The 13,392-nt window shown below is 62.0% G+C and carries 12 protein-coding genes; 9 read left to right on the top strand and 3 right to left on the bottom strand.

The genetic code is table 11. From position 1 onward, the window contains the following. Nucleotides 1-66: 66 nt before the first annotated feature. On the top strand, nucleotides 67-1,809 hold the full coding sequence (locus HDE80_RS12170; RefSeq protein WP_255483736.1) for a DUF885 family protein: 1,743 nt from the start codon (nucleotides 67-69) through the stop codon (nucleotides 1,807-1,809). Between the two features lie 2 nt (nucleotides 1,810-1,811). Here the strand turns inward: HDE80_RS12170 and HDE80_RS12165 are convergent, their stop codons facing one another. Continuing rightward, complete coding sequence (locus HDE80_RS12165; protein WP_184671191.1) at nucleotides 1,812-2,711, bottom strand: LysR substrate-binding domain-containing protein; 900 nt, start codon at nucleotides 2,709-2,711, stop codon at nucleotides 1,812-1,814. Nucleotides 2,712-2,820: 109 nt separating this feature from the next. On the opposite strand from HDE80_RS12165, the gene HDE80_RS12160 reads away from it, so the two are divergent. From HDE80_RS12160 to HDE80_RS12145, 4 genes are all read left to right on the top strand, one after another. Further along, entirely contained in the window at nucleotides 2,821-3,666 is an 846-nt protein-coding gene (locus tag HDE80_RS12160) for an oxidoreductase (protein ID WP_184671189.1), read from the top strand. Nucleotides 3,667-3,794: 128 nt separating this feature from the next. Then, nucleotides 3,795-4,193, top strand: a complete 399-nt coding sequence (locus tag HDE80_RS12155) for an MbcA/ParS/Xre antitoxin family protein (RefSeq protein ID WP_184671187.1) — start codon at nucleotides 3,795-3,797, stop codon at nucleotides 4,191-4,193. Between the two features lie 126 nt (nucleotides 4,194-4,319). Further along, nucleotides 4,320-5,009, top strand: coding sequence for an RES family NAD+ phosphorylase (locus HDE80_RS12150; RefSeq protein WP_184671185.1), 690 nt, complete (start codon nucleotides 4,320-4,322; stop codon nucleotides 5,007-5,009). A gap of 46 nt (nucleotides 5,010-5,055) precedes the next feature. Further along, nucleotides 5,056-5,736, top strand: a complete 681-nt coding sequence (locus HDE80_RS12145; protein WP_184671183.1) for an SGNH/GDSL hydrolase family protein — start codon at nucleotides 5,056-5,058, stop codon at nucleotides 5,734-5,736. A 20-nt stretch (nucleotides 5,737-5,756) separates the two neighbouring features. On the opposite strand, the gene phhA is transcribed toward HDE80_RS12145, so the two are convergent. Then, nucleotides 5,757-6,644: a phenylalanine 4-monooxygenase gene (phhA, locus tag HDE80_RS12140; protein WP_184671182.1), complete on the bottom strand. Its 888-nt coding sequence runs from the start codon at nucleotides 6,642-6,644 to the stop codon at nucleotides 5,757-5,759. A gap of 142 nt (nucleotides 6,645-6,786) precedes the next feature. Between phhA and HDE80_RS12135 the strand changes: the two genes are divergently transcribed. The 4 genes from HDE80_RS12135 (at nucleotide 6,787) to HDE80_RS12120 (ending at nucleotide 12,694) form a co-directional block, all read left to right on the top strand. Then, the gene (locus HDE80_RS12135; RefSeq protein ID WP_184600015.1) at nucleotides 6,787-7,263 is read left to right on the top strand and encodes an Lrp/AsnC family transcriptional regulator; all 477 of its coding nucleotides are present in this window, start codon (nucleotides 6,787-6,789) and stop codon (nucleotides 7,261-7,263) included. Between the two features lie 41 nt (nucleotides 7,264-7,304). Further along, nucleotides 7,305-8,126: a lysophospholipid acyltransferase family protein gene (locus HDE80_RS12130; RefSeq protein ID WP_184671180.1), complete on the top strand. Its 822-nt coding sequence runs from the start codon at nucleotides 7,305-7,307 to the stop codon at nucleotides 8,124-8,126. After that, nucleotides 8,123-9,145 carry an alpha/beta fold hydrolase gene (locus HDE80_RS12125; protein ID WP_184600017.1) on the top strand — a complete coding sequence of 341 codons (1,023 nt, stop codon included), beginning with the start codon at nucleotides 8,123-8,125 and terminating at the stop codon, nucleotides 9,143-9,145. Before HDE80_RS12130 ends, HDE80_RS12125 begins: the two co-directional genes overlap by 4 nt. A 156-nt stretch (nucleotides 9,146-9,301) precedes the next feature. Next, the gene (locus tag HDE80_RS12120) at nucleotides 9,302-12,694 is read left to right on the top strand and encodes a GH92 family glycosyl hydrolase (RefSeq protein ID WP_345776444.1); all 3,393 of its coding nucleotides are present in this window, start codon (nucleotides 9,302-9,304) and stop codon (nucleotides 12,692-12,694) included. On the opposite strand, the gene HDE80_RS12115 is transcribed toward HDE80_RS12120, so the two are convergent. Continuing rightward, a complete protein-coding gene (locus HDE80_RS12115) occupies nucleotides 12,688-13,296 on the bottom strand; it encodes a 2OG-Fe(II) oxygenase (RefSeq protein WP_184671178.1) in 609 nt (202 codons plus the stop codon). The genes HDE80_RS12120 and HDE80_RS12115 overlap by 7 nt on opposite strands. Nucleotides 13,297-13,392 lie beyond the last annotated feature (96 nt).

Raw genomic sequence — 13,392 nt, 5'->3', positions numbered from 1 at the left:
GCAGTGAAGATAGAAGCCATAAAGAAAGGCCTGGTGAAAAAATTTCTCGCCGCGGCGATCACCGGACTGCTGGCCACACCACTCTGGGCCGCGCAGAGCACCGCCGACACCTCGTTTCAGAATATCTATCAGCAGGAATGGGCGTGGCGTACCGGCCAGTCCGGCGTCAGTACGTCGGGCGAGTCGCAGCCGAACGATGGCCGGCTCGATGATGTCGACGCAGCCAGCCAGCAGCAGCGGCTGGAATACTGGCAGCATGTACTCAAACAGCTCGACGGCATCGACGTAGCTCAGCTTTCGCCGGCAAATCGCGTCAACGCCGCGGTTTACCGCGAGCAGATCGGTAATTTCGTTGCCGACCAGCACTTTGCCAACTGGCAGATGCCGTTCAACAGCGACTCGGCATTCTGGTCGGATGTGGGTTACGAGCTGGATGGCGGCAAGCTGCGTACAGTCGACGACTATCACAAGTATCTCGCCAAGCTCGACCAGGTTCCCGCCTACTTCGATCAGCAGATCGCCAACATGCAACTCGGCCTCAAGCGCGGTTTCAGCGTGCCACGCGCGGTGCTCAACGGCCGCGACGTGTCGATCGCCGCCGTTGCCGAACTCAAGGACCCGACCGAGAGCACATTCTACAAACCGTTCAAGCAGCTGCCCGCATCGATCAGTGCCGATGATGCGCAGGCGCTGCAGGGCGAGGCCGTGCAGCGTATCCGCGACGACGTGATTCCCGCCTACGCCAAGCTGCTCACTTTTTTCCGCAACGAGTACGTGCCGCAGGCACGCACCACGCTGGCCGCCGAGGCCATGCCGGACGGCAAGGCGTATTACCACCAGCAGATCCACGAATACACCACGCTCGACCTGAGCCCCGATGCGATCCACCAGATCGGCCTGGACCAGGTGGCGAAGATCCATGCGCAGATGCTCGACACGATGGCGCAGACGGGTTTCAAGGGCAGCTTTGCCGACTTCCTGCACTTCCTGCGTACTGACCCGCAGTTCTACGCGAAGACGCCGCAGGAGCTGCTCGATCGCAGCGCGTGGGTGGCCAAGGAAGTAGACGGTCAGGTGGGCAAGCTGTTCGGCCATCTGCCGCGCGAGCGTTTCACCATTGAACCCGTGCCGGACGCCATTGCGCCTTACTACACCTCCGGCCGCGGCGGTCCGGACGTCTATCTGGTCAACACGTACGACCTGCCGTCGCGACCGCTGTACAACATGCCTGCGCTGACCCTGCACGAGTCCTATCCCGGTCACGCGCTGCAGCTGGAACTGGCCGATGAGCAGCATGACCAGCCGGATTTTCGCCGCAACGGTTATATCTCCGCTTACGGCGAAGGCTGGGGACTGTACTCGGAATTCCTCGGCAACGAGATGGGCATCTACAAGACGCCGTACGAGCAGTTCGGTTTTCTCAGCTACCAGATGTGGCGCGCCTGCCGGCTGGTGGTCGACACCGGCATCCACCACCTGGGCTGGAGCCGCCAGCAGGCGATCGATTACATGACGCAGAACACCGCATTGTCCGATCGCGAGATCGCCAATGAAGTCGACCGCTACATCAGCTGGCCCGGTCAGGCGCTCTCGTACGAACTCGGCTATCTGAAAATCCTCGAGCTGCGCGCGAAAGCCGAGAAGGCGCTCGGCCCGAAATTCGACATCCGTCACTTCCATGACACCGTGCTCTCCATCGGCTCGGTGCCGCTGCCGGTACTCGAACAGCGTATCAACCAGTTCATTGCCGACGGTGGCCCGGAACCGGATTACGGTTGCGACTGCGCGAAGAAACAGATGCCACCGTAACGCTATGGCTTGAGCACGTCGCGAGCCACAGTGATAAAGGCGCGCAGCTTGGGCGCGTCGGAAGCGCGGCGCGGAAAGTAGAGAAACAGGCCGGGTTCTTCGATCGCTGCGTCTGGAATGATCCAGCGCAGCCGTTTTTCGCGGATATCAGCGCGAACCAGCGGCTCGAACACATAGGCGATGCCAACGCCGGCCAACGCCAGTTCGCGTGCATAGAGCGGATCCGTTACCCGCGTGGTGCCATGCACGCGCGCGGTGACGTCGGCGCCATTTTCCCGAAGCTCCCACGCATACACGCCGCCCGACGCCAGCAGCCGAAAACCGATGCAATTGTGCTGGCGAAGCTGCGCGATCGACTTTGGCTCGCCCTTCGCCGCCAGGTACTCGGGTGCGGCAACCATGATGGCCTTGAACGGTGGCGTGAGGCGGATCGCCACCATGTCCTCGCCGATCATTTCGCCGAGCCGCACACCGGCGTCGTAGCCATTCGCGACGATGTCCACCAAGCCATCCTCGGAGGCGATCTCGATCGTCAGCTCCGGATGCCGCCAGGTCATCTGCGCGATCACCGCGGTGATTGCCATCGGCAATGCCACGCGGGGAACGTTGAGCCGGAGCAGGCCGGTGACCTTTCCCTTGTCGGCGCGAATGTGCTCCACCACTTCCTGGATATCCGTCAGCGCAGGACCGATCACGGCCACGAACGTGTTGCCCGCTTCAGTCAGGGAGACGCTGCGGGTGGTGCGCGCGAACAGCGGCATGCCCAGACGGTCTTCTACCGTCTTGACCGCATGGCTCACCGTCGATGGGCTCATGCCCAGTTCTGCGGCTGCCGCCGCGAAACCACCACGCCGGGCGACGGCGAGTACGACGGGGAAGTGCGTCAGCAGCTCGCGGTCCATTCATGCACCTTGTCGAATAGCGAATGCGATTGAAGCCCGATTATCATCGTACCGCCGCCATGCGATCTTTTCCTCGCGTTCGAATGGAACGAGATCCCGAGGAAAGATCATGACTGCATCCACTCGCCAAACCTGGTTCATCACCGGCACCTCGTCCGGCTTTGGCCGCGCCTTTGCCGAGTACGCCCTGGCACAGGGCCACAACGTAGTGGCAACCGCCCGCAACACCGCCAAACTGCAGGGTTTGGTCGCCCATCCGGCGGCCGATCGCCTGCTGGTCACCCGGCTCGATGTCAATCATCCCGGCGACGCCAAGGCCGCCGTGGCTGCCGCCGTTGCGCGCTTTGGCCGCATCGATGTGCTGATCAACAACGCTGGTTACGGCGTAGTGGGTGCATTGGAGGAAACACCCGAAAGCGAACTACGGGCCATCATGGAAACCAATTTCTTCGGCGCCATTGCGGTGATTACGGCGGCGCTACCGACGCTGCGTACGCAGCGCTCGGGTGCCATCGTCAATATCTCGAGTCTCGGCGGCCAGTTATCGTTCGCAGGTTTCAGTGCCTATTCCGCGACGAAGTTCGCGCTCGAAGGAGCCTCCGAGGCATTGGCCCAGGAATTGGCACCGCTCGGGATCAAGGTTCTCATTGTCGAACCGGGCAGCTTCCGCACCGAGCTGGCAGGTGACGCCATGCGCCACATGCCGATCATCGACGCCTACCAGGATACGGTTGGCGGCACGCGGGCGTTCGCCCGCGACATGCACCAGACCCAGCAGGGCGATCCGCGTAAAGCAGCCACCGCGATTGCGCAGGCTCTGCAATCCGAAAATACCCCACTGCGCCTGCAACTGGGATCGGACGCTGTCGACGCGGTGCGGAGTCACGCCGAAGCGATGCTGGCTGACATACAGGATTGGGAGATGGTGTCCACTGCGACGGCTTTTGACATCTGAAGACCTCGACCGGATCTGGCATCTAGCGACTGGGCCCTACAACGGTAGCGAAATGAAATCCGCGCAGCGCTGGTCAGAAATGCACATATAAAGTAATATTCAATAAAACTTCATATGGGAAGTTATTCATGCTGACTCAACCGAAGTCCGAAAACGTTCCCTCGATTGAGCTTGGCGGTCCAGCTCTGCGCGCCTTCTTTGGCCTGGCCGAACAGTGGAAGCTGCGCGTCACCGACCAGCGCAAGCTGCTTGGCGACCCGCCGGAATCCACTTTCTACAAGTGGAAGCGTGAGCGTGATGCCGCGCCCGGTCGCGACGTGATCGAGCGAATCAGCTACCTGCTCGGTATCTGGAAGGCACTGCAGATCCTGTTTCCGGACACGACGCAGGCCGATGCGTGGTTGCACCAGCCGAACCAGGCAGCCTTGTTTGGCGGGCACTCCGCGCTACAGCGCATGTTGTCGGGCAATGTGGCCGATCTTTATGTGGTGCGGCAGTATCTCGACGCGCAGCGTGGCGTGAACTGAACTGGGCGGCGCGTCGCAATCCGCGATACGCCGAGTCTCGAGACTGTTCGCATGGCAGCCGGCCAGCCTTTCCAGCCGGGGAATACCTGCCGATTCGAAACCGTCCGCTGCCCAACGGAATCTTTGATGCCGACCGCCCTCCCACCATTGAAACGCATTCGCTGGAGCCACGCTTATCGCGTCGTGCCCAGCCGGTTCCCGCCGATTGGCGTGTATGACCGTATCGCCGATCCGGACGATCTGGACGCCGTGTTCGCGATCGAGGCGTTGACCAATCCACGCCTGCGTGAAGAGGCCGGCGCGTTGAAGTTGGTGCCGAAGGAGCGCCGCATCAGCGGTCCGGGCAGTACGCCGGTGATGGCGGCGTTTACCCATCTGAATCCCGAAGGCAGCCGTTTTTCCGACGGCAGCTGGGGCGTTTTTTATGCGGCACATAGCGTGGCGACGGCGGTCGAGGAAACCATCTATCACCGCCAGCGATTTCTCGCGGCCACGGCGGAACCGGCTTGCGATATCGAGATGCGCTGTTATCGCACCGGCATTGCCGGCAAGCTGCACGATCTGCGCGGCGGCTGGCCCGAAGCGCAGGGACCCGACAGTTACGTCGCCAGTCAGGCGCTGGCGCAACAGCTGCGCAGCGAAGGATCCAATGGTGTGGTCTACGACAGCGCGCGCCATGCCGGTGGCGAATGTGTGGCTGCGTTTTATCCGGATCTGGTAGCGCCATGTGTGCAGTCCGAGCATTTGATCTATCGCTGGGATGGCCGCCGCATCGCCATGGTGCTGAGGGTATCGGAGCTGGCGCGTCCGCGTTAACCTCGGGCGTGATCTCTTGCCACGGTTTCGATAGAGGAAGCGATACATGAAACGATTGATCTTGTTGTTGTTCGCGTTATTGCCGGTGCTTGCCCATGCGGCCGAGGCCCATCCTGCACAATGGGAAAATGCCATCGCCGCGTTCGAGGCGACGGACCGGATGCATCCGCCGGCAGCGGGCTCGATCCTTTTTATCGGTAGTTCGTCGATTGAGCACTGGAAAAGCCTTGCGGCGGATTTCCCCGAAGTCAGCGTGATCAACCGCGGCTTTGGTGGCTCGGAGCTGGCGGATTCCACCTACTTCGCCGACCGCATCGTGGCGCCTTATCATCCGCGAGCGGTGGTCTTATATGCGGGCGACAACGACCTGCAGGATGGCCACAGCCCGGCGCAGGTGCGTGATGATTTTGCCGCCTTCGTGCGCAAGGTGAGGTCAGTCGATCCCGGTGTACCGATTGCCTTCGTCGCGATCAAGCCGAGCATCGCACGTAAGGTTCTCTTGCCAAAGGTGAGTCAGGCCAACGCACTGATCAAGGCCTATGCCGCCAAGCAGAAGCACGTCACCTATCTGGACGTCTATACGCCCATGCTGGGCGCGGACGGCCAGCCGCAGCTTAAGTGGTTTGGCGATGACGGCCTGCACATGAATCGCACCGGCTACGCGCTGTGGATCGGCATCATCAAGCCATGGGTCGATAAGCAGCCGGTCGACGCGATGCCGCGCTGATCATTCGGCGCGGCCAGACCTCAGGCATCGGCATTGGTGGCAAAACCCTCGCGGGTGCCGTGGGTAAAAACCCGTTCATTGTCGAGTACATCCGCCGCGCTGTGCGTGGACAACTGCTTTAGCTTGGCGTAGATCGGCGTGAAGTCCGGATGCGTCGCTTCGAACAATTGCTCGAAGCTGTCGATCACGAAGTACGTCTGCTGATAGGTATCGATGCGGTAGCGCGTATTCATCACGCGCTCCAGCCCGAAACCGATCCGGTTCGGCGCAGCCGAGTCCAGCGAGTAGGTCGACTCGCCCTTCGAGCTGACGATACCGGCACCGTAGATGCGCATGCCTTCACTGGTATTGATCAGGCCGAACTCGACCGAGTACCAGTAAAGACGCGTGAGGTTCATCAGCGCTTCGGGTCCGATCGCAAACGCCTTCATGCCGCCACGGCCATAGGCCTGCATGTAGTCGGCAAAGACTGGATTGAGCAGCAGCGGCACGTGCCCGAACAGATCGTGGAACAGGTCCGGCTCGCTGAGGTAATCGAGCTGGTCGGGCTTGCGGATCCACCAGCTCACCGGAAAGCGGCGATTGGCGAGGTGGTCGAAAAACACCTCGTCCGGCAGCAGTCCTTCCACGGCGACTACTTCCCAGCCGGTAGCCGCGCCTAGCACTTTATTGAGTTCGGCAAATTTCGGAATGCCGCCGTCGCCAAGGCCAAAGCGCTCCACGCCAGCCAGGAATTCCGCGCAGGCGCGGCCGGGCAACATTTCGCGCTGACGCTTGTACAGCGTGTCCCACACCTCATGGTCCGTGCGCGAATAGCTCGCCCACGGTTGCTCCACCACGCCGGTGGCGTACACCGGCACGTAACCGCGATCGGTTTGCTGGTGTTCGACTTTGCGAGGTGTGTCCATGGCGTACTCCGGGTTGGCTCAACGTGTCCAATCAATAGTCTATGGCGGATAACGCACATGAAGCTTGTTTACTTGCTCCATATTCGCCCAGTCATGCACTATTCTTGCGTTATATGGATAAACAGCGCGAGGTATCGTGCGCGTGAACGCACTCGACCGCACCGATCTGCGGATGCTGGCCGTGCTGCAAGGCGAAGGCCGCATCACCAATGCCGAGCTGGCCGAGCGCGTCAGCCTGTCGCCTTCGGCGTGTCTGCGCCGGCTGCAGCGGCTGGAGTCGGACAAGATCATCACCGGCTATGCAGCGCAGGTTGATCCGCAGGCGGTTGGTTTGGGCCTGCAGGCATTCGTGCGCGTGCAGCTGACCAAGCACGAGAGCGCGGCGATCGAAGGCTTCGTCGAGCGCGTCAACGGCTGGGACGAAGTGGTCGCCTGTCATGCGCTCACGGGCGACATGGATTATCTGCTGCACGTGCATGTCGCCGATCTACAGGACTTCTCGCGCTTTCTGCTGGATCATCTGCTCAACGCCGCGGGTGTCGCCGACGTCAACTCCAGTTTCGTATTGCGCACCGTCAAGCGCTCACCTTCACTGCCGCTGACTCAGTTGCAGCGTTGAGCATTCAAGCGCGTGCCGATTAACGCTAAACTAACTGACTAATGAGCCCCGAATTCGTTCCCGCCACCTCGCCTGACCGACTGCGCCCACTGCGCCCACTGCGCTATCTGTGGCGCGTGCCGCTGCTGCTCGGACACATCTTGCTGGGCATTCTGCTTGCACTGATTGTCACCTGGAATCGCCTGGCGGTGATGCAGGGTGGCCGCGAGCCGCTATCGCACCGGCTGATCCGCTGGTGGTCGCGCATGCTGTTGCGGATCTTCGGCATGCGTTCGGTCCGCATCGGCCGGCCGATGCCCGATGCCGTTCTGTTTGTCGCCAACCACACGTCGTGGATTGACATCGTCATGCTGCACAGCCAGCGCGCGGCATGTTTCGTGGCCAAGTCGGAGATCGCGCGCTGGCCGCTGGTCGGCTGGATGGCCGCCTGCGCGGGCACCATCTTCCATCGCCGTGGCAATAACCATTCGCTCTCCTCAGTGATGCAGGTGATGGTCGAACGCCTGCGCGGCGGCCGTTCGGTGGCGGTTTTCCCGGAGGGCGGCAGTGGCTACAACGGGGTATTGAAGGTTTTCCACGCACGCATTTTCCAGGCCGCGCTGGATGCCGAAGTGCCGGTGCAGCCGGTGGCGCTGCGCTTTGCCCGTCATGGTGTGCGGATCATTGATGCTGGCTTCCGCGTCAACGAGAGCTTTGTGCACAACATCCTGCGCCTGCTGGGTGAGGCGCCGCTGGATGCCGAAGTGCATTTTCTCGCCGTGGTGCCTGCCTCCCCGGACGCGCGCCGACGCATGGCCGAGCAATCGCGCGAACGCATTGCCAGCGCGCTCGGTGATCCCATCGCGAGCGACGTTGTCGAATGAGTCTGCTGCGTGGCGCCGACTTCCGTCCGCCTTGGCCGCTGCGCAGCGGCCATACCCAGACCTTGTTGTCCTCCAGTGGTGTGCGCCGTTACCTGTTGCCGCGCACCGCAAAAACCGTGATGCAGGGCGCCGAGCCGGTCATCGTCGATGGCGGCAACGGTGTGCGACTTACCGGCGCTTACACGGCACAGAAAACGCACCCGCAGTCGCGCGGCCTCGCTGTACTTTTCCATGGTTGGGAAGGCAGCGTCGATTCCACCTACGTGTTGCAGACAGGCAGTCGCCTGCTGCTCGATGGCTGGGACATTCTGCGGCTCAATTTCCGCGATCACGGCGAAAGCTTCGCCTACAACGAAGCCCTGTTCCACTCCAACCGGATTGATGAAGTGGTCCACGCGCTGGCTGATATCGCCCAGCGCTGGCCGGCGCGTCCGATGGCACTGGCCGGCTTTTCGCTGGGCGGCAATTTCGCCCTGCGCGCCGCCTTGAAGGCGCCAGCGCTGGGCATACCACTCTCTTATGTCTTGGCGATTTGTCCGATCATCGATCCTGCCGAGGGCCTGTTCTCGCTGGAGCGGAAAGCGCGCTGGTTCTACAACGCCTACTTCATGCAGAAGTGGCGGCAATCACTGCGCGCCAAGCAGGCAGCGTTTCCGCAGCAGCAGTATTTCGAGCTGTCCGAGCTGAAGCAAGACATGCGCGGCCTCACCGAAGCGCTGGTACTGCGGCATACCGACTTCGGCTCGCTGGAAGAGTATCTGGATGGCTATTCGGTCGCTGGCGACGCGCTGGCCGGTATGCAGATACCGGCCACCATCCTCACCGCGCAGGACGATCCGGTCATTCCGATCAACGCGTTCAAGCAGCTGCAGCTGCCACCGAATATCGAACTGGATATTTCCCGCTACGGCGGCCACTGCGGTTTTATCCGCAACTGGGGCATGACCAGCTTCACCGACGACTACATCGCCGATCGTTTCAATGCGATCGCCGACAGCAAGGTAGCCGGCATCGGTTGACCGGCGCGGGTTGTCGCTTGCCGCACTGCGGTTTGACAGTGTCGATGGGATCGCATCAACTCTGTGGTTTGCGCTTGATGCGTTACGGCCTCCATGGGTGAGATGGCCTGTCGCATCGGGCGAGCGCCATTGACACAAACTCCCAGAGGATTCGGCATGAAGGCATCGGCATCGCGCCAGACACGGCGCGCCGCAGGAACACTCGCCACATTCGTCACCGCCGCGCTTTTGATTGGTGGCGCGGCGGCGGCGAGAGCAACGGTAGAGACCTTCCAGAGTTCGTTCGAAGCCGGTCAGCCCCAGCCTCTTGCCATGACGACCAGCCCAAACTTCAGCGCCCAGGTCGACGGCGGCCCGGGCAAGGATGTGGTGCTCACCGCCAAACCTGGCGTCGGTTTCACCGGCCTGCGTTCGCTGCACTATCGCGGTAGCGCCGACGGCAGCCAACAGCAGAAGCTGTTCGATATCGATCTGCCGGTGCGCGCGGACACGCAGCTTTCCTATGTGATTTTTCCGCAACGGGTCGAGGATGACCTGCGCAATCCGGCCAACTACGTTGTGGTGGACCTGGTTTTCGACGACGGCAGCCGTCTGTCGACCAGTGGTGCGCTCGACCAGCATCGTGTACCTGCGACAGCGCGCGGGCAGGGTGATGGCCGTGTGCTGTATCCGGACCAATGGAATTTCGTTTCGATCGATCTCGGCCGCGTTGCGGCGGGTCGGCGCGTGAAGCAGATCGTGCTGGACCACGATGGTCCGGCAGCCAGCATTGAAGGCTATGTCGACGACATCCGCATTGGCAGCGAAGTGCCGGAGACGCGCCAGCAGCCGGCCGATTTCGTCGAGACGCGGCGCGGCAGCAATGCCAATTTCCACTTCTCGCGCGGCAATGTCTTTCCGGCGATGGCTGTGCCGCACGGCTTCAACTTCTGGACGCCAGTCACCGATGCCAGTACCGACTGGCTCTACCAGTATCAGGATCACAACGGTGCGGATAATCACCCGCGCTTGCAGGCTTTCCAGCTCTCGCACGAGCCCAGCCCGTGGATGGGCGAGCGGCAAACGCTGCAGCTCATGCCCGAGGCACAGGCCAGCGGTGTGCCGCTGCTCGATCGGGCCGCGCGTTCGTTAGGCTTTACCCACGCCAACGAAACGGCGCATGCGCATGATTACCGTGTGGCATTCGACAACGGCATCGTTACCGAGATGACACCGACCGACCACGCGGCGATGTTCCGCTTCACCTTCGCCGGCGCGACATCGCAGTTGCTGTTCGATAACCTCACCGACCAGGGCGGTATCACGCTCGACCCGTCGGGGCGCAGCTTCAGCGGCTATTCGGACGTCAAGAGCAAGTTGAGTACCGGCGCCGGTCGGCTTTTCTTCTATGGCACGGTCGATCAGCCGGTGCAGCGCAGCGGCCGACTCACCGGTGCGGGGCGAGACCATGTCGCCGCATGGCTCGGTTTCGATACGCGCATCAACAAGACCGTGAACCTGCGCATCGCCACCTCGCTGATCAGCCTCGATCAGGCTAAACACAATCTCGCGCTAGAAATCGCATCGGACGACACGCTGGAAAGCGTGCGCGATCGCGCTGCACAGCAGTGGAACGCACTGCTCGGTGCTGTGCAGGTCGACGGCGCCAGCCGCGACGAAAAAACCACGCTCTATTCCAATCTCTACCGGCTGTTCCTGTATCCGAACGAGGCTTACGAAAACACCGGCAGCGCCGCGCAGCCGGTGTATCGCTACGCTAGCCCGTTCTCCGCACCGGTCGGTGCCGACACGCCCACACAGACCGGCGCGCACGTGGTCGACGGCAAGGACTTCGTCAACAACGGCTTCTGGGATACCTATCGCACCGCGTGGCCGGCCTATGTGTTGCTCACGCCCACGCAGGCTGGCGAAATGATCGACGGCTTCGTGCAGCAGTATCGCGACGGCGGCTGGATCGCGCGCTGGTCCTCCCCTGGCTACGCCGACCTGATGGTCGGTACCAGCGCCGACGTGGCTTTTTCCGACGCCTGGCTGAAGGGCGTACGCAACTTCGACGTGGCTTCGTTCTACCAGTCGGCGTTGAAGGATGCTTCGGTAGTGAGCCCGCTGGCTGGTACGGGTCGCAAGGGGTTGCAGCGCTCGATCTTCAACGGCTACACCGATACCGGTGTAGACGAGGGTCTGTCATGGTCGATGGACGGCTATATCAACGACTTCGCCATCGGCAACCTCGCCGATGCGCTGGCGACACAGCACGCCGCGGGCGATCCGTACGCTGCGTATTACGCAGACGACGCGCGTTACTACCGTAATCGCGGACTCGACTACGTCAACTTGTTCGATGCCGACGTCGGCTTCTTCGTTGGCCGCGCCGCCAACGGTCAGTGGCGCTACGGCAAGGCTGACTTCGATCCGATCCGCTGGGGTGGTGACTACACCGAAACCGACGCGTGGAACATGGCCTTCCATGCACCGCAGGACGGCGCCGGACTTGCCGCGCTCTATGGCGGCCGTGCCGGACTTGCCGCCAAGCTCGATGCCTTCTTCGCCACGCCTGGCAACTTCCACGTCGGTACTTACGGCGAGCCGATCCACGAAATGCTGGAGGCGCGCGACGTGCGCATGGGTCAGTACGGCCACAGCAACCAGCCATCGCACCACATCCTCTACATGTACGACGTCGCCGGCCAGCCGTGGAAGACGCAGGACAAGGTACGCGACGCGCTGTCGCGCCTCTACGTCGGTAGCGAGATCGGCCAGGGCTATCCGGGTGACGAGGACAACGGCGAGATGTCCGCCTGGTATGTCTTCAGTGCGGCCGGTTTCTATCCACTGCGCATGGGTACGCCGGAATACGTGATCGGCGCGCCGTACTTCCCGCATATGGACGTCCGTCTGGAAAACGGCAAACGCATCGTGATCGAGGCGCCGGCCGTCAGCGACACCAATCGCTATATCCAGAGCTTGCGCGTCAACGGCCAGCCGTGGAACCAGCTCACCTTGCCACACGCGCTGCTGGCGCAAGGCGCGACGCTCGACTTTGTGATGGGTCCGAAACCGTCGTCATGGGGCAGCGAGAAGTCGTCACTGCCTGCGTCGCTCACGGCCGAAGGCGAGAAGCCGCAGCCGATGCGTGATCTCACCGGTGCAGGACAAGGACAGGCCAGTAGTCAGCCGACGATTACCAAACTGGATGCGCTGTTCGATAACGATTCCGATACCGAAGCCACGTTGCCAGTCGTCGCGTCGACGGTGAGCTGGCATTTCCCGCAAGCCCGCGAGGTTGCCATGCTTACGCTGACGTCTGGCGCGAGTGCCGCCGCACCTTCAAGCTGGCAACTGCAAGCATCCAGCGACGGCAAGCACTGGCATACCGTGGATACGCGAAAGAACGAGCGCTTTCTCACGCCACGCCAGACGCGTGTCTTTGGCCTGCGGGCGCCAGGTCGCTATACGTATTACCGGTTGAGCTTTCCCGCTACGGATGGCGCGGCAAAAGCCCTTGCGGAAATTGAATTGATCGGGCCGACAGATTCCGAGAATCAGTGAGCCGCAGGAATCGCCCGCTGCCGCATCCAGCACGCAATACTCATTCGCTGCCGTGTGGCGGGTAGTACCTCATGCTCGAATTGCGCCGATAGAAAGAGCACCAGCGTGCCGGCGCGTGGATAGATATCGCGGTGGGACGCATCGGCCAGATAAAGCCGCAGCGCCCCGCCTTCGACATCCTGCCAGTCGGCGTTGAGGTAGAACACGGCCGAAACGACGCGGGCATCGCTACGGCGCAGCTGATCGAGATGCCTGGCGTAGCCCGCGCCCGCTGGATACACCGCGTACTGCGACTCGCTGTCGACCAGGCCAAGCATCAGATGACGGCTGAGTGCGATGCGCAGTTCGTCCACGCGATCGGCAAAGGCCTGCTGCGGTGCGCTCAATGCGCCGGATAAAAACCAGCACGTGCTGTCGCCGCGCAATAACGTTATCGCGCGATCGATTCCAGTGGCGGCTGGCGTCAGCAAATGTTCGGCATGCATGGCCATGCACTCGTTGGCGAGCGCCTGCGTCTGCGTCGACGTCATCAGGTTCGGGATAACGCACCAGCCGTTCGCGGCGAGCGCACTCGTCGCGGTATCGAACTCATGGGGCAACATCGGTGCTGAGTACTCTGATCGTGCGCGTAGTGCGCTAGCGCCCTTGCGGGCAGTCTCGACCAGACACGGAGGAGGGAGTTTGCAGCGGCGTTCGAG

The organism is Rhodanobacter sp. A1T4 (genome assembly GCF_014207185.1).
Lineage (GTDB): Bacteria > Pseudomonadota > Gammaproteobacteria > Xanthomonadales > Rhodanobacteraceae > Rhodanobacter.
The sequence above is the reverse complement of the archived record's forward strand: the minus strand, read 5'-3'. Positions and strand labels throughout refer to the sequence as shown.

Coding starts and splice junctions, on each gene's coding strand:
- HDE80_RS12150 (WP_184671185.1), top strand. CDS start 4,320: ATGCCGACCGCCCTCCCACCATTGAAACGCATTCGCTGGAGCCACGCT.
- phhA (WP_184671182.1), bottom strand. CDS start 6,644: ATGGACACACCTCGCAAAGTCGAACACCAGCAAACCGATCGCGGTTAC.
- HDE80_RS12145 (WP_184671183.1), top strand. CDS start 5,056: ATGAAACGATTGATCTTGTTGTTGTTCGCGTTATTGCCGGTGCTTGCC.
- HDE80_RS12125 (WP_184600017.1), top strand. CDS start 8,123: ATGAGTCTGCTGCGTGGCGCCGACTTCCGTCCGCCTTGGCCGCTGCGC.
- HDE80_RS12120 (WP_345776444.1), top strand. CDS start 9,302: ATGAAGGCATCGGCATCGCGCCAGACACGGCGCGCCGCAGGAACACTC.
- HDE80_RS12130 (WP_184671180.1), top strand. CDS start 7,305: ATGAGCCCCGAATTCGTTCCCGCCACCTCGCCTGACCGACTGCGCCCA.
- HDE80_RS12160 (WP_184671189.1), top strand. CDS start 2,821: ATGACTGCATCCACTCGCCAAACCTGGTTCATCACCGGCACCTCGTCC.
- HDE80_RS12165 (WP_184671191.1), bottom strand. CDS start 2,711: ATGGACCGCGAGCTGCTGACGCACTTCCCCGTCGTACTCGCCGTCGCC.
- HDE80_RS12115 (WP_184671178.1), bottom strand. CDS start 13,296: ATGTTGCCCCATGAGTTCGATACCGCGACGAGTGCGCTCGCCGCGAAC.
- HDE80_RS12155 (WP_184671187.1), top strand. CDS start 3,795: ATGCTGACTCAACCGAAGTCCGAAAACGTTCCCTCGATTGAGCTTGGC.